The 23,541-nt window shown below is 53.6% G+C and carries 19 protein-coding genes and 1 tRNA gene; 3 read left to right on the top strand and 17 right to left on the bottom strand.

Features of this window, described 5'->3' with window-relative positions; translation table 11 throughout:
• Positions 1–6 precede the first annotated feature (6 nt).
• From SH580_RS20065 to SH580_RS20040, 6 genes are all read right to left on the bottom strand, one after another.
• The gene (locus tag SH580_RS20065) at positions 7–660 is read right to left on the bottom strand and encodes a cytochrome c3 family protein (protein ID WP_319832596.1); all 654 of its coding nucleotides are present in this window, start codon (positions 658–660) and stop codon (positions 7–9) included.
• A 559-nt stretch (positions 661–1,219) separates the two neighbouring features.
• Positions 1,220–3,355, bottom strand: a complete 2,136-nt coding sequence (locus SH580_RS20060) for a heavy metal translocating P-type ATPase (RefSeq protein WP_319832595.1) — start codon at positions 3,353–3,355, stop codon at positions 1,220–1,222.
• Between the two features lie 10 nt (positions 3,356–3,365).
• Positions 3,366–4,436, bottom strand: coding sequence for a succinylglutamate desuccinylase/aspartoacylase family protein (locus SH580_RS20055; RefSeq protein ID WP_319832594.1), 1,071 nt, complete (start codon positions 4,434–4,436; stop codon positions 3,366–3,368).
• On the bottom strand, positions 4,426–5,619 hold the full coding sequence (locus SH580_RS20050) for a RimK family alpha-L-glutamate ligase (protein ID WP_319832593.1): 1,194 nt from the start codon (positions 5,617–5,619) through the stop codon (positions 4,426–4,428). Before SH580_RS20050 ends, SH580_RS20055 begins: the two co-directional genes overlap by 11 nt.
• A 99-nt stretch (positions 5,620–5,718) precedes the next feature.
• On the bottom strand, positions 5,719–6,171 hold the full coding sequence (locus SH580_RS20045) for an ATP-dependent zinc protease family protein (RefSeq protein ID WP_319832592.1): 453 nt from the start codon (positions 6,169–6,171) through the stop codon (positions 5,719–5,721).
• A 3-nt stretch (positions 6,172–6,174) separates the two neighbouring features.
• Positions 6,175–7,278: a M42 family metallopeptidase gene (locus SH580_RS20040; RefSeq protein WP_319832591.1), complete on the bottom strand. Its 1,104-nt coding sequence runs from the start codon at positions 7,276–7,278 to the stop codon at positions 6,175–6,177.
• A gap of 281 nt (positions 7,279–7,559) precedes the next feature.
• On the opposite strand from SH580_RS20040, the gene SH580_RS20035 reads away from it, so the two are divergent.
• The 3 genes from SH580_RS20035 to SH580_RS20025 all read left to right on the top strand — a co-directional run bounded on the left by SH580_RS20035 (position 7,560) and on the right by SH580_RS20025 (position 10,547).
• Complete coding sequence (locus SH580_RS20035) at positions 7,560–8,279, top strand: hypothetical protein (RefSeq protein WP_319832590.1); 720 nt, start codon at positions 7,560–7,562, stop codon at positions 8,277–8,279.
• 80 nt (positions 8,280–8,359) lie between these two features.
• On the top strand, positions 8,360–9,181 hold the full coding sequence (locus SH580_RS20030) for a hypothetical protein (RefSeq protein ID WP_319832589.1): 822 nt from the start codon (positions 8,360–8,362) through the stop codon (positions 9,179–9,181).
• Positions 9,182–9,227: 46 nt separating this feature from the next.
• Entirely contained in the window at positions 9,228–10,547 is a 1,320-nt protein-coding gene (locus SH580_RS20025) for an alkaline phosphatase D family protein (RefSeq protein WP_319832588.1), read from the top strand.
• Positions 10,548–10,558: 11 nt separating this feature from the next.
• On the opposite strand, the gene SH580_RS20020 is transcribed toward SH580_RS20025, so the two are convergent.
• The 11 genes from SH580_RS20020 to SH580_RS19970 form a co-directional block, all read right to left on the bottom strand.
• Complete coding sequence (locus tag SH580_RS20020) at positions 10,559–11,482, bottom strand: SRPBCC family protein (protein ID WP_319832587.1); 924 nt, start codon at positions 11,480–11,482, stop codon at positions 10,559–10,561.
• Positions 11,483–11,687: 205 nt separating this feature from the next.
• Positions 11,688–11,763 (bottom strand) — tRNA-Thr (locus tag SH580_RS20015).
• Positions 11,764–12,222: 459 nt separating this feature from the next.
• Positions 12,223–13,788 (bottom strand): ribosome biogenesis GTPase Der, encoded by a 1,566-nt coding sequence (gene der, locus SH580_RS20010; RefSeq protein ID WP_319832586.1) that lies wholly within the window; start codon positions 13,786–13,788, stop codon positions 12,223–12,225.
• A gap of 125 nt (positions 13,789–13,913) precedes the next feature.
• Positions 13,914–15,095 (bottom strand): aminotransferase class I/II-fold pyridoxal phosphate-dependent enzyme, encoded by a 1,182-nt coding sequence (locus tag SH580_RS20005; RefSeq protein ID WP_319832585.1) that lies wholly within the window; start codon positions 15,093–15,095, stop codon positions 13,914–13,916.
• On the bottom strand, positions 15,095–15,577 hold the full coding sequence (locus tag SH580_RS20000; RefSeq protein WP_319832584.1) for an Lrp/AsnC family transcriptional regulator: 483 nt from the start codon (positions 15,575–15,577) through the stop codon (positions 15,095–15,097). Before SH580_RS20000 ends, SH580_RS20005 begins: the two co-directional genes overlap by 1 nt.
• A 110-nt stretch (positions 15,578–15,687) precedes the next feature.
• Positions 15,688–16,902 carry a response regulator gene (locus SH580_RS19995; protein ID WP_319832583.1) on the bottom strand — a complete coding sequence of 405 codons (1,215 nt, stop codon included), beginning with the start codon at positions 16,900–16,902 and terminating at the stop codon, positions 15,688–15,690.
• Positions 16,863–18,395, bottom strand: coding sequence for a PAS domain-containing hybrid sensor histidine kinase/response regulator (locus SH580_RS19990; RefSeq protein ID WP_319832582.1), 1,533 nt, complete (start codon positions 18,393–18,395; stop codon positions 16,863–16,865). Before SH580_RS19990 ends, SH580_RS19995 begins: the two co-directional genes overlap by 40 nt.
• 204 nt (positions 18,396–18,599) lie before the next feature.
• Positions 18,600–19,505 carry an alpha/beta fold hydrolase gene (locus tag SH580_RS19985; RefSeq protein ID WP_319832581.1) on the bottom strand — a complete coding sequence of 302 codons (906 nt, stop codon included), beginning with the start codon at positions 19,503–19,505 and terminating at the stop codon, positions 18,600–18,602.
• Complete coding sequence (locus tag SH580_RS19980; protein ID WP_319832580.1) at positions 19,502–20,542, bottom strand: 3-oxoacyl-ACP synthase III; 1,041 nt, start codon at positions 20,540–20,542, stop codon at positions 19,502–19,504. Before SH580_RS19980 ends, SH580_RS19985 begins: the two co-directional genes overlap by 4 nt.
• A 62-nt stretch (positions 20,543–20,604) precedes the next feature.
• Positions 20,605–21,486, bottom strand: coding sequence for a YitT family protein (locus SH580_RS19975; protein WP_319832579.1), 882 nt, complete (start codon positions 21,484–21,486; stop codon positions 20,605–20,607).
• Between the two features lie 474 nt (positions 21,487–21,960).
• Positions 21,961–23,352 carry a sulfatase family protein gene (locus tag SH580_RS19970; RefSeq protein WP_319832578.1) on the bottom strand — a complete coding sequence of 464 codons (1,392 nt, stop codon included), beginning with the start codon at positions 23,350–23,352 and terminating at the stop codon, positions 21,961–21,963.
• Positions 23,353–23,541 lie beyond the last annotated feature (189 nt).

Here is a 23,541-nt window from a genome sequence, read left to right as displayed (position 1 = left end):
AATCGATTAACGGTGGCAGCCAGAACAGCTTTGCGGTGGATTGACCTTCCAGTCGTGAACAAAGCCAACAGCTTCCTTTTTAAAGTCTTCAGTATCAGGACGCTCCCAATCCAAGTTATAGACCTCTTCAGTGGGACGGATATATTCTTCCGGATTACGGTGACAGTCCAAGCAGAAGGACATGCTAAATGACTGCTCGTGCTGCACGACATCCATCTCGTCGATACGACCGTGACACTCCACACAGCTTACGCCGCGATTTACGTGCACCGAGTGATTAAAGTAAACATAGTCCGGTGTCTTGTGCACACGCACCCAAGGGATCGGCTCGCCCGATTCGTAGCTGGCCTTGACCGGCGCCAACATCGGATCGTCTTTACGCACCATACTGTGGCAGGTCATACATACATTGGTGCCCGGCACATTGGAATGCTCGGAACGATCCACAAAGGTGTGGCAATAGCGGCAATCAATGTCCAACTGCCCAGCATGGAGCGCATGACTAAACGCCACCGGCTGCACCGGAGCATAGCCCACACGCGTGTATTTAGGCGTGGCATAATACGTCACCCCCAAGGTAACCGCTGTCACGGTCAGGATAACTGCCACAATTACTTTAATCGGGATCGTGTTGACCCACTTAGGAAATACATTCGCCATTGCTTCTAATTAGTAAATTCGGTGAACCTTAAAATAATTGAGAGCTCGTTAAGAGCTCCCTTAGACCTTGCGCGCTACAGCTCCCTTAGCTGTGCGAACCCGAGCCATTGCACTCGATGATATGCCCTGCGAGGCTGTTTGTGTTCGATCACTGCGATCACTGCGACTTGAGCGCGCAATCGACGAAACGGCAAAGACCCCAGCTACTGCCAGGCCTGCGCGTTTTAGAAATCCTTTTCGGTTAGTGGTAGGTTCGCTGTCCATGCGTCGTAAAAATGCACTGTTAAAAGTGCCGCTAATTGGCATGGCAACCGTTTTTTGCAACAGATGACAAAAGAGTGGAACTTATTCCGACAATCAGTGTAGCGAATGAGTATCAGTCTCAATAAATGCAAGCGCCAATCGCCCCTCAACCCGCATAAAATAAGGCTTTCTCAGAATTCAAGCCACTTCCAACGCCACAAAATGTTAAGATTCACATAAAACTCAGGCGGAGCAAAATAAGCAGACTACATAAGGACCATAAGTGACACTATTGTCACAAATTATGCGCTCAGCATCAAGCCCCCGAATACTTGCTCAGCGCACGGGCCGTGACCAAAAAACTGGAAACCAGCATAATCAACGCAGCCGCTACCGGATGCAAAAGCCCCGCAGACGCCAGCAGCATCCCCACAATATTATAAGCGATCGCGTAGATTAGATTCCCCCGCAAGCGCCGGTGTATGTCACGCGCCATGCCAATCGCATGTGGAATGACTTCAACTCGATCTGCCGTCAATTGTGCCATCGCAACCGATCTCGCCAGACCTGTGCCGGAATGCATCGCAATCGAACCGCTCGCCCGTGTCATCGCAACGGCATCATTGATACCATCGCCGACAAAAAGAGGCGCATCCAGCGCCTCTCTGGAGGCATCCACACGACGCACTTTATCCGCCGAGCTCAAGCCTGACTCAATCTGCACATTCTCAGGCACACTCAACTCGGGAAAGGGATCGCCCGTCAATATCTCTGCCTCGATCCGCATCGCATCCAAGCGCCGCCAGACATCGTCAACCCCCGCACGCAAACGCTCCTGCAAGACAAAACACGCCACAATCCGGCCATCGACCAAGACATACACGCGCTTGCCCTGCTGCGCATGCAACTGTGCCGCCACAGCTTGCAGCGCTCCATCAGAGGCAACCAGGCTGGCCTCCCCCACTTGAACGACATGCAATGCAGTCCCCAAAGACAGGCGAAACTCCAGCCCCTGCCCATTCAACAAGTGCAAATCTGTCAAAGCCCCGCCAGCGGTGCCCTTTCCCCGTAGCGACGCCGCGCCAGCGGCGTCGCCTCCCCGTAGCGATGCCGCGCCAGCGGCGTCTCCTCCCCGTAGCGATGCCCCGCCAGCGACGTCCTTTCCCCGTAGCGATGCCGCGCCAGCGGCGTCTCCCGCATTCGCCTGCAAATACTGCACCACGGCCCGCGCCACGGGATGCACGACACTCGACTCCGCCTCCAAAACAGCCGCCAACAAGTTCGATCGATCCACAGGCAAGTCAGGCTCCACCCACAGCTCTGTCACTCGCAAGCTGGATTCACTCAAGGTGCCGGTCTTATCAAAAAAGATCCGACGCGTGCGCGCCAGCGCATCGATAAAGGCGCCCTCCCGACTGACCAGGCCCATTTGCGCCAAACGAAACAGTCCCTGCGAAATCGCCACCGGCGTGGCCAGCCCTAATGCACACGGACACGCCACCAACAGCACGGCCATACTATTCAGCACAGCATCCACCCAAGTGCCCATAAAGCACCAAAAGATCGCCGTCGAAAAGCTCACCCCGACCACCACCGGTAAAAACACCCGAATCAATTGATTCGCTTGAGTCTGTAAATCAGAAGGTCGCCCATCTGCCGCTTCCACTGCATGTAAAATTTCGTCGAGCTCACGACTGCCCGCGGCACGCTCGACTTTCATTTCGAAACGACTATCCACCGCCCAAGTACCTGCGCGCACACGATCGCCCATACGCCGCACCACTGGCAAAGGCTCCCCCGTCAGGGCGGTTTCCTGCACATAGCCCACACCGCTGCAAATCACCCCATCGAGGGTAAACGCCGCTCCGGGATCGACACGCACACGCGCCCCCACCGGCACCTCGGAGACCGCCTGCGACAGCCACTCGCCGCCCTCTTGCCAAACAAACGCACGATCAAAGCGCTCCCGCAAACGGGCACTTTCGAGCTTCATCTGCGACTGCGAACGCTCGCCCAGCATGCGACCGAAGGTGTAAATTGCGATGACGATTGCCACCACCTCATAATACACAGAGCCCTGCCCAGTCACTGAGCCCACCAAAGAACCCACAAACGCCCCGAGCAAACTCACCGTAAAGAGCCCCTCGATCGAGAGCCGCCGTCCCCGCAGCATACCCCAAGTCGAGGCAAATAGCGGGCCCCCTAAAAATGCCATCACCACGATCGACGAGAAGATCAGCCCCCCGTGTAAGATCCAATACGGCAGCGAAGCATACGCAGGCGGCGTCATATTAAGCGCCAGGGAAAATACCATCCCCTGCCCCGCAAACACACCTGCAATCGCGATCCGCAACCAGGCCCGCGACAGCTTCAAATCCAAATCATCGCACTCCCCCTCGACACGACAAACGATCGCAGATTTCGCTGAAGTGGACTGAATGCTATCTGGCATCGCGTAAAATCTACGCCTCCACTACATCCACACTGGTTGCGAGGTCGGATTGTGCTTGGGCATGCGGATCTGCTTGGGCTTGCTGCAACTTGCTGCGGTAACGTTTTAATTGCTGTGCGGTCAAAGTCGCCACATTACAAATGGGCTCCCCAGGCTTTACGGCGGGCATAGTGGCCATGCCTAAAATAATGCCATTATTGGGCGAGAGCAGCACGTTTTGCTCCACCCCCATAATACTATAGTTCGTCGCAATCGCTTGATCCGCTTCCACAAAATCACCGGGGCTTACGTGAAACTTCAAAATACCACCAACAGTTGCCCGCACCCACTGCATTTTACGCACCTTGGCCAAAAATGGAGGCCGGACCTGTGGCTCATCGATCATACCGAGGCTGGATAATACATTACGAATGCCCTGAGTGCCGATCTGCAACACACTCGGCTCCACCTTACAGGGCTCGCCGGCTTCGAGAATGATTGTAGGGCAGCCCCGTCGCGTCGATTCCCGGCGAAAAGAACCAAGCGGCCCCTTGCCATCGACCACCATAATGCAGCCGAAGGCCTCCGCCAAGCGCCGCGCATCGGGATTTGTCAAATCGGCTCGTATGTTGGGAAAATTCGTGCGTTGAGCTGCGGCGGTGTGTAAGTCGATACCATAATCGCATTTATCCACCAGCTCCGTCATCAAGGTGTTTGCAATGCGCCCCGCCAGACTCCCTTTCTTGGAACCGGGGAAGGAACGATTCAGATCCCGGCGGTCGGGCAAATAGCGCTCGTGTGTTTCGAAACCGAAAACATTCACCACCGGGGCCAGCACCAAAGTGCCGCACTTTAAAGCGACAGTCTCGCCAAAAAGAAAATCGTGAATGATACCAGTGCCATTGACCTCATCGCCATGAATGGCAGCGGTAATAAAAATAGTCGGCCCGGGCTTCTTCGCCCGCATCACGCGTAAAGGGATACAAATTTTATCTCCTGTGTAGGTCTCCGAAATTTCAAGCCGCACATCCTTGGACTCCCCCGGACGCACGCGTTCACCCGCGATCGAAAATGTCTGCGCACGCGCCATACTACGAAGCACCTCCTTCCGTGGGCATCTTCTTCAGCTTACGCCGCTTTTTCTTGGCCAAGCGTTCCGGCAAAAAGGTGCTCAAGGCTATCTGGCTGCCATAGCAGAGCAGGCAGTCGCCTTCCATAATCTCACGCTCTTTACGTGGATTCGCGATTTGCTCGCCGCCACGTGAGAGGCGCAACACTACAATATCACGCTCACGTAAGCCGCTGGACTCGATCGTTTGCCCCACAATCGGTGCATTGGGCGCAACGTTAAATTCAGTCACGGTATAGCCCTTAGTCAGCGAAAGGCGCTCGCGGATATTAAAGTTACCGAACTTGATTTGCTCTTCAGTGAACTGGATAATTTCACCGGCTATATCCAAACCAGTGGCCCCTTCAATGCCTTCCAAGCCTGGAGAAGAGTTGACTTCCATAATCACCGGCCCGTCTTTGCCTTCAAGCATATCCACACCCGCGACTTTCAGGTTTAGAATCTGTGCCGCTCGCACTGCGGTGCGCTCGTAAGCTTCGTCGAGTTTGACCACTTCAGTCTTTCCACCGCGGTGTACATTACTGCGGAATTCTTGCCCCACAGCCGTTCGCCGCATTGCAGCCACCACACGGTCGCCCACCACGAAAGCGCGGATGTCCCGCCCTTTGGACTCGGAGACAAACTTTTGGACCAGCACATTCTGTTGCACACTGGAGAGCGTCTCAATAATCGCCTCGGCCACTTTATTGGACTCGGCCAAAATCACGCCTACACCTTGCGTGCCGGAGAGCAGCTTGATCACTACCGGAGCGCCGCCCATCTCTTGGATCGCCTGTAAGATATCCTTCTGATTGCGCACAAAGGCAGTTTCCGCAATCCCGATATCATGGCGACTGAGTGCCTGCATCGAGGACAGCTTGTCGCGCGACGCTAGAATGGATTCGGCCGTGTTCAGGCAAAAAGTGCCCATTTGCTCGAACTGGCGCACCACCGCAGTACCGTAAAAGGTGACCGAGGTGCCGATGCGGGGGATAATCGCATCGTAGTGCGTGATCGGCTTGCCCGCATAGGTCACGTCCGGCTCGCCTTGCCGTAAATAAAGGCCAAATTTAAGTGTGTCAAAAATACGTACCTTATGTCCGCGCGCGAGTGCGGCTTCACGTAAACGTTTCGTCCGATATAGTCTGGGACCACGAGAGAGGATAGCGATATTCATATATGCGGATTAAGTAGCGACGACTGTCCCTGATCGCCTATAGTATCAAACGCTGACGGTGGGCGGTTAGGGACAACCGCCGAAAGCCGGAAAGTAAACTCATTCGTCCAAATCACGGACTTTTCTGCGTGGACCTGTGACGTGTTTTTGCGAAGAATCGACAAGAAAATCACCTTCCAGCGCTTTTCGTCCTAAAAGTATGCGACAGACCATGCTCTCGCGCGACACCAGACTGAACTCGACCTCCTTTAAGCGGCCATGAATCACCACGTTTGTGCGCACAAAATAGCGCTCATGTTGCTCCCCATTACTAGAGCGCACATGAGTCTGATGGTCGATGGGGGCCACCACCGTCTTGGTGCGTGAGCGATCTTTACGATCCAACACGATATCAAACTGGATCTGATTCCCCGGCAGCTCCACCACATGGCTCACGTCCAGCGCCGAGCGCCGCGCACCCGTATCACTTTTAGCAATAATCGCTTCGATTCCCCAATCCGGCAGGTCGACCGTCTCCTTCCAGCCGATGATTTTAAGCTTCTTCGTGCTCACAACTTACCAGATGCCACGCTCACCCTTTTTCAGCGACTTAGCCACGGCGACCAATAGCTGCACTGTGTGCTCGATATCTTCGAGGTCCACCATTTCACTCGGTGTGTGCATATATCGCAGCGGGATCGAAAGCAAACCTGTGGCAATACCAGCTTGAGCCACTTGTATCGCACGCGCATCCGTGCCGGTCGGCCGTGGATCGGCTTCGACTTGGTATGGAATATTATTCTTCTCCGCAGCACGGATGATGTGCTCGAAGATAACTGGGTTGATATTCGGACCGCGACAAACGATCGGGCCACCGCCCTGCTTGAAGCTGCCATATTTACGATGATCGCAATCGGGCGAATCCGTTGCGTGCCCCACATCCACCGCAATCGCAAAGTCTGGATTTTCAGAAAATGCCGCCGTCATTGCCCCGCGAGTGCCGATTTCCTCTTGCGTGGTGGCGGCCGCAGTCACCCGTGCTTCCAGCTTGCCTTTCGCCAAGCGGCGCACGGCTTCCATCACCGCATACGCACCCGCCTTATCGTCGAAGGCACGCGCGACGCCCACACTGCCACGCACCAATTCAAAACTTTGATCGTACACCGCGGTATCTCCGATACCGACCACCTTTTCGGCCTCTTCGCGACTATTCACCGCGATATCAATCCAGATTTCATGCGTCTCTGGCACCTTCTTACGATCTTCTGGGCTCATCAAATGAATAGCCCGCTTCCCCGTCACCCCCTTGACGATGCCGTTCTTGGTCAAAATTGAAACACGACGTCCCGAGATCATCGACTTATCGTGACCGCCCAAGGTGTCGAAATACAGAAAGCCCTGATCATTAATATAAGTGATAATCAGTCCCAGCTCATCAATATGCCCCGCAAAAAGCAGTTTCGGGTCTCCCTCCGGATTCACCGTCGCAAAACGATTCCCCATAGTGTCGCGGCGGTAGGCATCGACTTCGTCTTCAACATACCGATCGACCACTGCTTGCGCTTCATATTCTGCGCCAGTCGGTGATCGTGCATCCAGCAGATCAACCAAAAACTCAGGAGCTTGGTAAGCTTTGTTCTTCTTAGTGGTGGCTTTCTTCGCAGTTTTCTTTTTAGGCATACGGCTACTGTTACGCTTCGTTTTCGGATAGCAAAATCATTTAGCATAAAAAATGCCCCAGATTCCAGGAGAGCCCCCCGCTCAAGCCCGGTATTCCGGCTACAGCGCGAATCATGCCCCTGAAATACCTAACCTAATATTTCTAGAAGCCACTGACTTCCAGCAGCTTCGTTATAGCCAGCTTGAATCGAGCAATTAAAAGCGTCCCGGATGCGTAAAAGGGGGTTGATTTTTAATAGTAAACGAGCAAATTTCAGCACCATGCGGAATGTCCGCTGCTTATGAGCGATCCAAATTTCGACCATTCTGAAGGCGACTGGGATGAATTCTCCAGTGAACCATACTGGAGCGAGTCCCAGTGGCGAAACTATCTAAAAGGTTCCGACCGAGATACTGTGCGCTTTCTCAGCATTTATAATAGCGTGAAAGATAAGCCCAATCACCTCGACGAAGTCGCGTCTCTGATGGGCTGGGATGCGGAAGACATCTCCATGACCGACGAGTTCAGCTTCATGGAAAACCCACAGGACTCCGACGACGAGCCCTCCAACGCGCTCAACGACGATGATGAGGGCGATGAGAATGAAGGCGCGCCCTATACGCTGCACCGCCACCCGGTCTTCGTGGTCACGCGCTCACTCTATCGCTACTTACACCAAAGCTGGGAGCACTTCATGGTGCACAGTGAATACGCCATTTCCCCCAAGCTCAGTTGGGACTATGCCAATAGCCTGCACCAGGCGGAAATGAACGTGCTACTCTCGATCCAAGCCCTGGATCTCGGCGATTTCGGCCTCTCGATTTGCCATCTCAAGAACAGCTTGAGCGCGCTGAATCAAACTTTGCACCTGCTCAACCAGCTCACTCACCCCAACGAGGCCTTGGTCAATGGTTTCCGCACAGAAGCGCGGATCCGGCTCTTCGACCTGCGTGAGCTCTGGATACGAGTCATGGGCGACTGCCGGCATGAGTGCCAACGCCGCCCGGGTGATCAAGACTAGTCGCCGTCTGGACAATAGACAAATATGCCCGACATGCCTGAGATGCCTAACATACCCGACATGCCCGACATGGATCTGTAATGAGCTCCCTACGAAGCTACCTCTTCCGGTTGACCCATGCGACGCCTGAACGCAAGGCCAGCCGTGCGCATCTGAAGTTGGCCAAAACCGGCGACACTGAAGCCTACCTCGCACTCGCGGCGAATTATTTGGACCTCTCACTGGTCTACTTCGGAGGCTGCCTCCGCGAGTCTCCCACGACACGTTTTGCCCGGGTGGAGCAAGTTTTTACCGCACTGTGGCAGCACCTGCCCTACGCAGAGCGCGTCTCGGACTTCGAGTTCATGCTTGCCAGCGCATTACTGGATAATGCCCCCGACAACGGACCCCTCGCATCGCCCGAAGCACTGGTCACAAAACTGCGACTGCTGGCCCCCAAGAACCGTTTCGCCTTTATCGCCTACGAATTCGAAAACTGGCCCCTGCGCTGGGTCGCATTGGTCATGCGCATTCGTCCGCGCGCGCTCCATTCCCTACTCTCGCAAGCGCGCTGTGAACTCTGCGGCATTAGCTGGCAATCTCTGACCGCCGAAGAACGCCAATGCCTCGAAGATATCAGCATTTCGATGGATCAATCACCAAACTTGCGTGCCAACAAGGCACTGAGTAACCGCGTGGCCACATTCCCCCGAGTCAGCGAAATAAAAGCACTCTGGCTAGAACTACGCCCCGAACTGGTCGAAGTCCGCCATCGCTATTTACCCGAACCTGATGATCGCGAACAACTATTGGGCAATATATTAAAGGGCATTCGAACCGCTCCGATGACGCAGCCACCACTCGTGGCCCGTGTGGTCAACACCCTCCATTTCGCACGCCACGCCAAGATCAAGGTTTCTTGACCTCGCGCGATAGATACCCCCAATGTATCTGTTTCATCCCATGCCAATGTACCGCATTTTTTCTAATTGTCTTCTCATTCTCAGCCTCATCACTGCCACAACTCATGCGAGTCTAGTCAATGGCCCCATGCTCAGCCATCTGGAGATGCGCGAGGCCAAGATCTGGGTGCAGGCCGATGCGCCGTCCACCGTGCGGATCGCTTATGCTGCAAACGGACATGAAGATTCGCTCGTTTGGAGCAATCCAATCGAGACAGATACCGACAATGCCCACACCGCCGTCGCCACTCTGGATCAGATTGAGCCCGGCCAAACTTACAGTTACCGCGTCGAGCTCAATGGCGAACTCGTCAGCAGTCCGGCAGAATTCACCAGCCCGGCCAACTACTTCGACCGCAGCCCACCCCCCAATTTTAAAATCGCAGTCGGCGGAGCCCATTACGCCATCCAAGATGGCTTCGAGCCTCCCTACCAGACACTCGGTGGCGGTTACGATATTTTCACCACAATTGCAGATACCCAGCCCAGCCTAATGGTATGGGCCGGCAACACCGCACACCTCCGGCGTAGCGATTGGACCACACGCAGCGGCTACTTAAAGCGCTTCGCCCATGCGCGCTCCATCCCACAACTCCAAGCCCTGCTCCAGAGCATTCCCCATTATGCAACATGGAGTGAAACCGACTTTGGCGCACCACAGGGTGGCCAGCAAAGCACCACTCGCCCCATCGCCGAGGCCAGTTTCGAAGCCTACTGGCCACGCCCCATCGCAGTCGACCAGCTTGAAGGTGTCGCCACCCAGTTTCGCTATGCCGACGTTGATTTCTTCATGCTCGACGTGCGCAGCTACCGCAACGATACACCCGATGCATCCACCCGTATCCAAATCCTCGGCCAACAACAAATTACCTGGCTACGCCAAGCACTCATCCAGAGCACTGCCACCTTCAAAGTCATCATCGCGGGCGCTCCAATTTTAAATCCCGCCGACTCTCGCAGCAACCTCAGTTACGCAGAGAGCGAGCACACCGAATTCTTACAAATGCTGCGCGAAGAACGCATTGCCGGCCTATTCTTCATCAGCGGTGGCAAAAGTTACGGAGAACTCACCCGCTTAGTACACGCCAACAGCTACAACCTCTACGACTTAACCGTCGGCCCCCTTACCGCTCGCCCAGGTGACAACGCCGACGAACTCAACTTCTTCCGCCAGCCCGGTAGCAGCACCTTTGAGCGCCACTTTGCACTGATCGAATTCAGCGGCCCTGAAGAAGAACGCGTTCTCACCATTCGAGTCATGAGCATGGAAGGCAACGAGCTCTGGAGCCGCGACATCCCCGCCAGTTCACTACAGCCCGCCAACTAAGAGCCCCGGATTCAAGCAAGTGGGAAATACACCCGGGTCACGATCTCCGACTCCGGCACAGAGTCGATTTCGGTCACATACACTTCGAAGGGGAAGACTTTCTTACTCTGCTTAAACACCTTCTGGCGTCCGCGCAACATGCCCGCCGACCACGCATTACCAAGGTTTCGATACGCACCCGTATGTTCCACCACATAGGCATCCACCTGCGGCATCTCACGGTAAACAAACTCAGCTGGCAAAGCATCCGGTTTGGAAGCCACCGGAAAACATGCAGAATACTCCACCTCTGCCTTGGAAAGATCCCATTTCGAATAGATCGAAAAAGCACCTCCACTCAAACTCAGCTGATTCGCCTCAAAGAAAGCCTGTAAGCGCCCGAAATCAGTTTTCATACAATCCGGCATCTCGGCCAAAGAGCAGGTCCGCACCAGCCCCACATAGCGACAGCTTTCTCGCGTCTGCCCAGGAAGCAACTCAATCGTGCTCGGCACCGCACCGAGCTCCGCGAGGTCTTTGAGCATCGCAAGCCCCCGCTCGTAATCCATACCAATCAAAGTCTCCATCATCGGCCTCATAAAAAACAGGAAAAACGGCAAGGAGCCCTCCATCCGCCAGACCACACGCGTGCCGCCATTCTCCTCTGAAAAACGAAAACTGACTGCCGACTGCGACTTCCAAGGCTTCAAGAGAGACAACTGCATCTGCAAAGATTCATTCACTTGCGCATTCTGTATTCGCATCTCACCGCGCCCCACAATCGCGCCATCCCAGGCATACGATTTTCCATCATCGCCAAAAGACAATGCAGCGTCCTTCTCCGCACTCAACCAAGGCGACCACTCCGGCCATCGTTGAAAATCGCATACCAGCGCATAAACCAGCTCCACCGGAGCCTCAATCACAACAGAACGTTCAATCATCAGTTTGGGCATACTCGATCCTCTCCAACATTAACATTTCACAAATGGCACCCCAGTCAGGCCGAGAAATGCCCCAAGTGCAATTCCAATACACCAATACAGACGCCGCAACAAAACCACCCAACCTAGCAGCATGATCCCCCCGAGCCTCAAATATCATTAAAAACAGTCTCCGGCCCACAAAGATCCGACGATCACCAAAGACTTTTATCATAAATGGAGCCGAAGATCGGATTTGAACCGACGACCTACTCATTACGAATGAGTTGCTCTACCAGCTGAGCTACTTCGGCCTGCCATTAAAAATCTAAAGTTCGAAATTTGTGACGGATTCCCAGGAATGCAAGCAAAAGGAGAGTCAAAAATTAAAAGGAAGTGAAGGCAGCAAAATGTCACCAACGTAATGGCATTGATTCAATTCTCCCGCGAAAATATCGGTTAATTTTGACCGCACGAGCTTTAGCGAAAAGTGGCCTGATGAGAAAGGATAAGCGGTCTCCAGCTATGCTGTAATTCATCGACCTAAAGCAACAGATCAAGACGTCCCCTCCCCGGTTCAGAGAACCGAGGCCACTTGAACACATCAAGGTGAAGCTCCGACGAGAGCTGTGGTGTGGGAGCATGTGCAAGTCGGGCAGCGCCGCGTCCACCAGCGACACAATACATCTAAATCACAAGCGCTCATGGAGAAAATCATTCTGCCCCAAATGATTCTGCCTAATAAATCCCCACAAGACGCCCCCCAGCGTGCTCTAGCGTTTTTTACCGCGCTTACTACTGTTAGCGTTGTGGGCGGCTTTGACTTGGGTGATTCGTTTACGACGCTCAGGGTGCTTGGTGTCGAGCTTGGCGGCATCGGGCCCCATCTTCTTGAGACGCGCCTTATTTTGCAAGGTGTCGTTGTGACGGTGCGCGTGTTCGCCCTCGCCCTCTTCATAGCGGCGTTCCTTCCCGACGAGATCAAAGCGCACGGGGCAACCATCCAGACGGAATTCGTGAATGATGGCCTTTTCCAAATAGCGGCGATAACTCGGATCAAGTCGCTCGATGCGATTGCAGAAGAAGCGTATCCGTAAGGGACGTGAACCTGTCTGCACAGCGTAAAAGACCTTGAAGCGTTTGGTGCCCACGATCTTGGGCGCACGTGCTTCGAAGAGGTCTTGAATCACACTGTTGAGCTTCCCGGTGGACAATTTCATATCCAGCGTAGCCTGAATCGACGCGGCCGCGTTGAGCATAGACTCGATTTCAAAACCGGTGGCCGCGGATACAAACAGTACCGGCGGATTGGGCAGGAAGAACATCTCTTTGCGGAGTGACTCTTCGTAGCTTTTCAAAAAGTGCTTTAAGTTCTTGAAGCCTTCAATCGGATCATGCGTCCAGCGGTCGATAATGAGGTCCCACTTGTTAACCACGATCACGAGTGCACGGCCTGCATCGAGAATCTCACCGGCGAGGGCCTGGTCTTGCTTAGTGACACCGTCCACGGCGTCGATCACCAGAAAGACGACATCGGAGCGCTCCATCGCGGCCTGTGTGCGTACACTGGAGAAATATTCAACAGGACTGTCCACTTTGCGCTTCATGCGCAGGCCGGCGGTGTCGGCGAGGCGGAACTTGAGCAGTTCGCCATCCTTATGCTGATAATCGAGATCGAGCTCGACGGAGTCGCGAGTGGTGCCGGGCACATCGCTCACGATGAGGCGTTTCGATTTGAGCAGACGATTGCCAATCGAGGACTTCCCGACATTGGGACGCCCCAGCAGGGAAATACGGATGCGCTTGGATTGGTCGGTCTCGCTCCCCTCTGGCTTCGGGCCTAGCTTCGTGTCGATGGCAGCCTCCAGCGCAGTGATTCCGCGACCGTGCTCGGCAGATACCAGTAATGGCTCTCCCAGTCCGAGGCTGACGAATTCGTCCGCAGCCGATTCGTGTTCTTCGAGGTCGACTTTATTCGTCACCAAAATCACGTGCTTACCATAGCGACGGAGCTTTTGAGCAACAATCTCGTCGAGCGTCGTAATGCCCTCGCGGACATCGACTACAAAGAGAATGACCGAAGCCGCCTGAATGGCGAACTCAACTTGCTCCTCGGCAGCCACCGAGATTTTCTTGGACGTCATTTCTATCTCCATGCCGATACCGCCGGTGTCGAGTAGAACGTAGTCATCACGGACTTCGGTGGAAATAAGGTCGCGGGTGACTCCGGGCATATCGTGCACGATGGACATGCGTTTACCGCAAAGCCGATTAAAGAGACGGCTTTTCCCGACATTAGGGCGCCCGACTAGGGCGACGGTTCTGGATGGATCGATCATAGTGAGTAGAGATACTGGAGCGTAGAACGCTCAATATCGATATTTTGAATTAATAGAATGATAGCGCAGACGTCCACCCCCAAGATTGCTCCAGGAGGTGGGAACTGACGCGCTGGGCGGATAAGTTAAGCGTTTTTGCTTAATTTATCAACATAGCGTTCGATACGGTCGGTGGCTTCGATAATGCGTTCGTAGCTAGTAGAGAAGCTGGCACGGGCAAAACCGGCGCCACTCGGACCAAAAGCAGTGCCAGGAACTACGGCGACTTCCTCTTGATCCAGCAGCCCCTTACAGAAGCTCAAAGAGTCGAGACCGGTGGACTGAATGGATGGAAAGGCGTAGAAAGAACCCTTGGGCGAGTGGCAGTCTAAGCCTGCTTCGTTGAAACGGCGCACGATTAGATCGCGGCGACGGTGATACTGTTCTTTCATCTTAGCCACGGCCGGCGCTCCGTTTTTAAGCGCTTCGATGGCGGCCTCTTGTGAGAGAATCGGTGCGCAGAGCATGCTGTATTGGTGCACCTTCATCATCGCTTCGATCAAGGGCTTGGGACCGCAGGCATATCCGATACGGAAGCCCGTCATGGCAAATGCCTTCGAGAAGCCGTGTAAGAAGATAGTGCGCTCCTGCATACCAGGCAGCGAGGCGATGCTGGTATGCTCACCCTCGAAGGTGAGCTCGGAATAGATCTCGTCGCTGATGACCAGCAAGTCCTTTTCGATCGCGAATTTAGCCAGGCGCTCCAGCTTGGCACGCTCGGTCACCCCACCGGTAGGATTGGTCGGGAAGTTGAGCATCAGTACCTTGCAACCGGGCTCCCATGCAGCTTCCACACGTGCGGGATCGATGCCGAATTGATCTTCGGCCGATGTGCCGACAGCGATCGGCTGTGCATGTGCCAGCACAATGCTGGGGCTGTATGAGACATAACAAGGCTCGTGATAAAGCACCTTATCGCCGGGGTTGAGCACCGCGCGCAGCGCAATGTCTAAGGCCTCAGAGACACCGACCGCGACCAAGACATCTGTTTCCGGTTGGTAACTGATGCCAAAGTTGTTTTCCACATAGGTGCTGATCTCACGACGCAGACGTATCAAACCGAGGTTATCAGTGTAGCTGGTCTTGCCCTTTTCGAGTGCAAAGATCGCCGCTTCACGGATGTGCCAAGGCGTGACAAAGTCGGGCTCGCCGATGCCGAGGGAAATCGCCTGTGGCATCGCAGCCACAATTGAAAAGAAATCGCGAATACCGGAACGGGGCAGCCCTTTTACATGGTCTGCCACAAAATGTTGACTGTAATCACTCATTACGGACTAACTGCGGGTTTATCTTCGCGTTCGCTGGGCGACAGAAGCAGATAGCCCTGCTCTTTATAAGCGCGCAGCATGAAGTGAGTCGCGGTCGAAAGCACTCCGTCAACAGTGGACAGACGCTCCGACACGAAGGAAGCGACTTCTCGCAGATCCTTACCGCTAGCAAAGACCAGCAGATCGTAGGCACCGGACATCAAGAAGCAGGACTCGACTGCGTCGAAACGTGCGATACGCGTGGCCAGACGGTCAAAACCGCCATCGCGCTCGGGGCTAATCTTTACCTCGATCACGGCGCGCACGACGTTCTCTTGCGCTCGATCAGGATTGAGCACAGGGCGCCAACCGAGGAAAACTTCTTCGGCCTTGAGGCGTTTTAATTCGGCTTCGATCTCGGACTCGGACAGGCCGAGCACCTGCGCCATTTGGGCAGTATTGAGATGCTCACCTTCGAGGAGCAATTGCAGGACGGAACTCATAAGCGCGCGAGTAAAGAGGGATTCTCAAAAAAAGCAATTGTGCAAACGAGCGATTTTCTACGGCAAAATAGCAGCTCTATTCGCACTGGCACGCCCAATGATCGGCGCCCCTAAGTCAAAGCGCACTTCAAGTCGCAGGCCAAGGAATTGATCGCAGCCAGCAAGGCCTCCACATCGCCCTCAAGTTGATCGGAATCCTCGGCGCGGCAGGTCGCTTCCAAGTTTTCGGCCAGATTCATACTTGTCTTGCAACCGAAGATACCAGCAACGCCCTTGAGTGTATGCGCAACAAAGTAGCAATCTTTGAAGGATTTTCGGCTCACCGCATCCTGGAGCTTAGCCACATCTTTGGGCAAAGCTTTTAAAAAGATGGGGGCCGTCGCCAACACATCTTCACGGTCCTCAGCGTCCATTGCCTCAAGTCGCTCTGCAAAAGCTCCGCGCCGGGACTCCGGACTACCGCCCGTTTCAGCCTCCACGCACTCAGCATGAAACGAGGCTGCTTGCTCCAGTACTTGCTTCAAAATTTCCACACGAAACGGCTTCGGGATATAATTATCCATGCCCGCCTCAAGGCAAAGCTCACGATCGCCCTTCATGGCATGCGCCGTCATCGCAATAATATACTGACGTGGCAATCGACTCGACGCTTCATGGGCACGAATCACCCGTGTCGCCTCATAGCCATCCATACCTGGCATCTGAATGTCCATCAAGATGCAATCAAACGCTTCTTTATGCACCACTTCAACTGCTTCGTGTCCATTCTCTGCCAAAGTCACCGTGTGCCCCAACTTCTCTAAACGACGGCAAGCGAGGTCCTGATTGATGGGATTGTCCTCCACTAGCAAAATATGTAAAGACTTGGAATTTGTAACGGGCTCAAACGGCGGACGCGTCGGAAGGCGACCACTGGCACCGCCCACTTCAAATGTCTCAAGAATCACTTCCTGCAAAGTCGCCCGCTTGACCGGCTTGGACAAGGCGCGCGAGACCCCGATCTCTTTGGCACGTTCCGCCTCCTGATGATTCAACGATGAGGACAATAATATAATCTCTGTACTGCGTAAATCAGGACGCGAGCGCACCAGGCTTGCGAAGTCCAGCCCCGTTAATCCAGGCATCTGCTGATCCAGTAAAATCAAACGATAGGCATCGCCAGCACGAATCGCCTCCTCCAAAGCAGCTAGCCCGGACAGCCCATCATGCACCACATGACTGCGATACCCCCATCCCGCACACATTTGCTGATAGAGATCACAATTCGTATGATTATCATCCACAATCAACACACGCAAACCAGCCAACTCTGCATTAAAGGGCATCGCTTCGGCCCCGAGCTACTGGTCAGTTGAAAGGGAATCTCAAATTCAAAGCGGGCGCCCTTCCCTGGCTCACTAATCACCTGAACCGAGCCATCCATTAAGCGTATCAATTCCCGACAAATCGAAAGCCCCAAACCACTGCCACCGTATTTGCGAGTCGTCGACATATCGGCCTGTGTGAAGCTATTAAAAATCGCATCCTGACGATCTTTGGAAATACCGATTCCTGTATCGGTGACCGAAAAAAGAACACGCACCGCATCTTCTTTCAACTCCACCACTTCGGCACGCATCACCACTTCCCCGACATCGGTAAACTTAATCGCATTGCCTACCAAATTATAAAAGACCTGCTTCACGCGAGTGGGATCGCCCAGCATGTACTCCGGCAGATCCGTATCATAACTGACGACTAGTTCGATGCCCTTGGCCCGAGTGGCGGGTGTAAATTCTTCCGCCACCGACTCGATTAAAGTACGTGGACTGAAATTCAGGCTCTCTAAATTAAGCTGTCCCGCTTCAATTTTAGAAAAATCGAGCACATCGTTCACTAAGCTCAACAAAGTGGACCCACATTGCATCACAGTATCCACGTAGCTGCGTTGCTCGATATCCAACTCAGTCTCCCGACAAAGCTCGGAGGCTCCAATGATTCCGTTAATAGGAGTGCGAATTTCATGACTCATGGCAGCCAGGAAATCGCCCTTGGCGCGACTGGCCTCATGCGCTTCAGCAATCGCCTTACGTAGTTCCGACTCAGTGCGCTTCAAGTCGCTAATGTCTCGTGCCACACTCAGCGAACCAATAATAGCGCCTTCATCACTACGCACCGGCACAGTCGTCAACTGTAACCAATGCTTAGTGCCATTTTGAAAAACAAACAGTGAGACCTCATTGACCACAGGCCGACCGGTTTCAATCATCCGCATGTCCAGCGACTTCATCCAGGCCGCACTTTTCTCTGAAACGAAATCCTCAATTTTAGTATCCACCCCCGGAGTGTCCCCCCCCACAGCCACTGCTGAGCGAAAGGCCCGATTGGCCAAAATAAAATTCCCTTTGAGGTCACGGAAAAACACATACTCCAAGGTATTATCCAACAGAACCCGCAGCATATTCAGCTCACTCCGGCTGCTAAACCGCACCTCATCATTGACCACAGGATGCTCCAGCACGTAGAGCCACACTTGATCGGACTCATACGCCAGCCGCTCGAGAACCACCTCCACGGAATCGATCCCGTGCTTGTTCAGCTGTGGATAAATCCGCCCAGTCCACTTCGCTCCCGGCTCCAGCGAGCTCAGCTTCATCGCAAACGGTCCTTCTACCGAAAGTGTAAACAAGTCCGCAGCCGCAAGTGACTCTCGACAGCCATATACAGACTCCATCGTGTCATTAGCTGCCAGGACTTTTCCCGTGCTGTGAGAAAACACAGCAATGCCCCACGGACAGTGATCCGGTATAGAAATCAAGGGGTTGGATGCTGCTGGCATTTAGAGATAAGGAAAATCAACTGCGACTCTAAGACAAGAGCACGGAGCAAATAAGGGGATCACCTTAGCCAAATCAAGTCTCGATGTGGCAAGGAATCGAAGCATATGGCAATTAAGCCCCGCTGAATCAACATAGAAGATCGATTAATACCTCAAATAAGTTAATTCACGCACGATAACACCCCGATGGCCACTCCACATGTCTTAGCGCGCACCCTTGGAATCGCTCAAGAAAGCAACAATCTGTTGCCAGACCTCGCGACCACCGTCCTCTAGGATGTAATGCCCATGCTTAGGATATACCTGCGATTCCGATTGTGGAAAAAATGCTCTAAAGCGATCATGAAAGTGCATGCTAAAACAAAAGTCCCGCGCGCCCCAAACGAGTTGAATCGGTTTATCTGCGAGTTTAGCTAAGCCAAGCTCCACTTCCCGTAAAGTCGCATAAGAAGGATGCCCCTCGTGCAAAGGAATGTCTTTTACAAAGTTCCAAACCGCCACACGGTCACGCCAGCTTCGATAGGGCCACAAAATGCCGCGCTTGACCGCTGGCTTGAGCGGCGTTTTCACCGCCATGGTGGCCGCGGGGCCCGCAAAACCATTCAGCGCACGAATCACAAATTCACCCCAAACAGGCAGCTTGATAGCGGCGATTCGGAACGGAATACGCTTGGAGAGGAAAGCACCGGTATTGAGCAATACCAATTGATCCAAGGCCTCCGGACGACGCCCTGCGACGCCGCAACCGATCGCCCCCCCCCAGTCGTGCACAACCAGGCTGAAATGTTCGATGCCGAGATAGTCAATCAACTCTTCGATGTCTTCGATACGCTGCTTTAAAGTATAATTATAGTCCTCCGGCTTATCCGACAGGCCACAACCAATATGGTCAGGCACGATGCAACGAAAACCCGCCGCCTGCAGCTCCTTCACCAAGTTGCGATAATAAAACGACCAAGTCGGATTGCCATGCAGCATAATCACAACGGGCCCCGCGCCCTCATCCACATAGTGCATCGTAGCCCCGCTGCGCAGGCTCAATTCATGACTCGCGAAAGGATACTCCAATCGCACATCAGCGGGTAGTTGGGTTGCGCGCGCGACACTCATGCTTGGGGCCACTCCACGGCCATCATTATACTACTTAAACCACTACCGATCCCCAGCAGTGCAGCCTTCTGCCCCGCACAATACGCGCCCTGCTCCATCGCCGTTGCCAGTGTGATCGGACACGAGACCGAGCCAACATTACCCAGCGTTTCAAAAGTGGTAAAATCTTTGGCGAGGTCCAGGCCCAAGGCTTTAAACAGTTCGCGTGAATGTGCCTTGCCGACTTGGTGAGTGATGATTCGATCCGGCGTCTCCGCCGTCCATCCAGTGGCCGCGACAAATTGCGCCCACGCGCGAGTGGCCACACCAATCCCTGCCACCAAAAGTTCCTCCGAATCGGTCAACATCTCCAAGGCCTCGCCCGCACTATCCCCCTGACATAGCTGATTGTGGGAGGTATCCGTCTCCACCACCGCAGCAGTCATTAATGGACACGACTTTGGCGCCAAATCCTTACGACAAAGCACCGCCGCAACCGCGCCCGCTCCAATAGTCAAATTCGCAAAATACGGTTTGATCGACTGCCGGGTGAGCTCTGGCTGCATCAACTGCTGCAAGGTGTTTTCCACTAAAGGGCGGCCATTCTCTCCTGAACAAATCAAAGCACGCTCAATCTGCCCACTCTCGATCATACTCCCCGCCACCACCATGGCATTGAGAAAGCCCAAACACGCATTGGACACATCAAAAATCTGCGCCCGGCCAGAAAGCTTCAGCAAGCCATGCACATAAGCGGCCGTCGCCGGCTCCAGACGATCGCGACAGACGGCAGCATGTATCAATAAATCAATCTGCTCACGATCAAAAGAAGACTGGGCTAATACCGCCTCACCAGCTTGCGCCGACGCGACTGAGGCCGGCGTGCCCGCAGGGTAAAAACGACGCTCCTGAATGCCGGTCATCAGCTCCAAGCGCCCCTCAGGCAAGCGCAAACGTTGATAGACGGGCGCCAGTTTCGCTTCCACATCCGCCGAGGTCCACACCTCATCCGGGAGCGAATACGCGATCGATTCGATGGCTACATTTTTAAAATTCACAGTAGAGGAGATACGCCAAGCGCGATGTGAGTTGCGAGTGAAAAGTTTGCAAAGCAACAATCTCAAGCAATCGGAGCGATATAATAGCGCCCGGAAATACCCTCGATATCGTGATGATAATAAAAGCAACTCGGATCCGCAGCTTGAATCGCGGCCACCATTTGTGGCAATTCCTCGTGTGTAATAATCGTCCGCACGATGTGGCAATCCTCGCCACGATGCCCCCCCTGCCCCTGATGCACCGTATACGTGCGGTGCGCTGAAGCCTTGGTGATGGCCTCACCGACTGGCTTCAACTCATTGGTGATGATCGCCAACATCGTAATTTTGAATTTCTTATACAAGTTATTCAAAGTCTCCGCCGATGCGAAGATATAAATACAAGTATACATCAAAGTATTCACCACCGACTCAAACTCCCCATTCTTAATCAAGTCCATATTCAAGCCAAATGCGGTAGAGAGCATCGCAGCGAAAATAGCGATCGAACCCACCGGCTTCAAATACTTAGACGCAAAATAAGCCCCGAGAATGTCTTCATCACCCGTCGAGCCCCGATGAGTAAAGGCCATTGCCTTGGCCACTCCAGCCAGCAACCCGCCAAAAAGAACCAATATAATACGCTCATTACTCGGATCAGGATCGGCAAAACTCAACTCCGGCAAAAACGCAAGGGCCAGCACCACGACTGCGACAACCACTAAGGAGCGCAAGGCAAAGACACGACTCACGCGCGCAAAAGCAAATGTCAACAAGCCAGCTTGGAAAACCATGTAAAGCATGATGAAAAGCCAATAGCTATCGTAATAATAGGACAGCGCAGTCGCAATGCCTTCAGTTCCGGTCAGAATCACCTTAGACGGCAGCACAAAATATTTCAAGGCCACTGCATACAGCACCCCAGCCAGAACGAGAATACTATAGTCAGTTAACAAGCGGCGCATAAAATACTAAAATTAGAAAGAGTCATCATCAGATAAAAGAAGGAAATCGCTCAACAAGGCCTGCAAGCACAGCACAGACTGTCAAATGAGATCGCCCGCAAAATCAAAACTCAGAATCTACAACACAGGCCAGACATAGATGCTGCACAGCCACATTTACAATATACATCCCCAGTAAAAGGGGTTCTATGACTTTTCTGGATAGAAATCGCCAATTCAATTAAGCCACATCGCCGCCCGCATAGACGCTGCTCTCGCGCTCGGGATACTTCTCCAAGATATGTTGAAACAAGGCAGCAATACCTTTCACTGAATCCTGAATGTTCACGGATCACCTTATGTTCCAATGCCATTGCATACTACGTGATTAGCTCAGGGCGAGGCACCTTTTCGGTGTTGAACCGCAGTTTCTGTAGCGTGCTCGTTTGAATTCTATTATGCTATGGCATTGTCACAAGTGAAGCCTCTACGATCTTAATAATTGAACGTGCCGCCGCGGACTGGCTTGTTGTTTTCACCCTCCCACCATTCGTTGGGGCCTTCGGCGTTGATGTCATTCCATGTCTTGACCAGCAGTCGCTTCATCTCGTCGAGTTTCTCGGGCATTTGGGAAGCTAGGTCCTTTTTCTCCTGACTGTCTTCCTGCACGTTGAAGAGCATGAATTTTGTAAGCGTGTCGTTGCCCACGATCTTCCAATCTCCGAGGCGCATGGCCACGCGGTCTTCCGGGGAAGAGACGTGTGTGCGCCAAAACATCGGGATCTCGCGCTTCGCTTCTTTGCCTGCAAAGACAGGCAGCATGCTGGCGCCGTCGATGGTGCGGTCCTGCGGTGCTGGAACATCGACGATGTCCAAGACAGTCGAAAAAATGTCGGTGCCGATGACGGGCGTGTCGCTCACCGTGCCGGGCTCAATGTGCCCAGGCCAGCGGACGAGGAAAGGCACGCGGATGCCGCCTTCGAAGTCGTTGCGCTTATTGCCACGTAAGCCTCCGGAATCACCACCGGATGAGGGGACGGGGCCATTGTCGGAGGTGAAGATCAACAGGGTATTGTCGGTCAATCCATTGGCGTCGAGCGCTTTCATGACCTCGCCGAGGGCATAGTCCAGTTGTGTGATATTTCCATAGTAAGTGGCGTCCCGTTCGGATTCGTTGGGATAGAGCGAGGAAAACTTGATGTCAGTAGCGATGGGCTTGTGTGGCTCGTGAAACCATACGGACATGACGAAGGGTTTCTCGGGGTCCCGCAGTTCGTTGATCCAGTGAATGGCTTCATCGGCAACGAGCGGTGCGGAGTAGCCTTCCAACTCACCGACGTGCTCGCCGTTGCGAATGAAGTTATTAGGATTCTTATGGCTCGGGTCGGCGTTGTTATGAGTCGCAAACCAGTAATCGAAACCGCCCTGCTCCCCCACTTGCGGGTATTCGGGATTGTCGAACTGTTGTCTGGAAAGCAGATGCCATTTGCCGACGTGACAGGTCTGGTAGCCAACTTCGCGCAAGAGCTCCGGATACGTGATCTCGCTGGCGCGTAGATGCGCTTGATGCACGCCAGACAAGTGACGCCAGACGCCATTACGATAAGGAGTGCGTCCTGTGAGTATGGCGGAACGCGAAGGCGAGCAAACCCCGGCAGCCGAATAGCCTTGGGTAAATTTCATTCCTTGCGCAGCCAGCGCATCGAGGTTCGGCGACTGAATGGTGGGATGACCGTAGGTGCCCGAGTCGCCCCAGCCCATGTTGTCCGCCATGACGACGACAATGTTTGGACGCTCGACGGCCTCCTTTGCTTGAGCGAGCAGCGGCAAAGCTGCGAGACATAGGCCGAGTAAAGAACGTCTAAGTGAGCAAGAGGATAATTTCATAATGTATTCTAAAAAATTTCGGGTTTATTAAAATTCTGATACAGAATAGGATGCAATTGCAATGTTAACATTAACACAGATACAAAATAAAACACTTTTACAGGGAATCAACGAATTCTATTAATACAATAGTCTACACGATCTCATCGCTTCTGTATATAACTCGAACAAGTGATTTTCAACTCCGAC

It is taken from the genome of Coraliomargarita algicola (assembly GCF_033878955.1).
Taxonomy (GTDB): Bacteria; Verrucomicrobiota; Verrucomicrobiia; order Opitutales; family Coraliomargaritaceae; genus Thalassobacterium; species Thalassobacterium algicola.
Note: the sequence above shows the minus strand (reverse complement) of the source record. Positions and strands in the feature narration are given on the sequence as shown.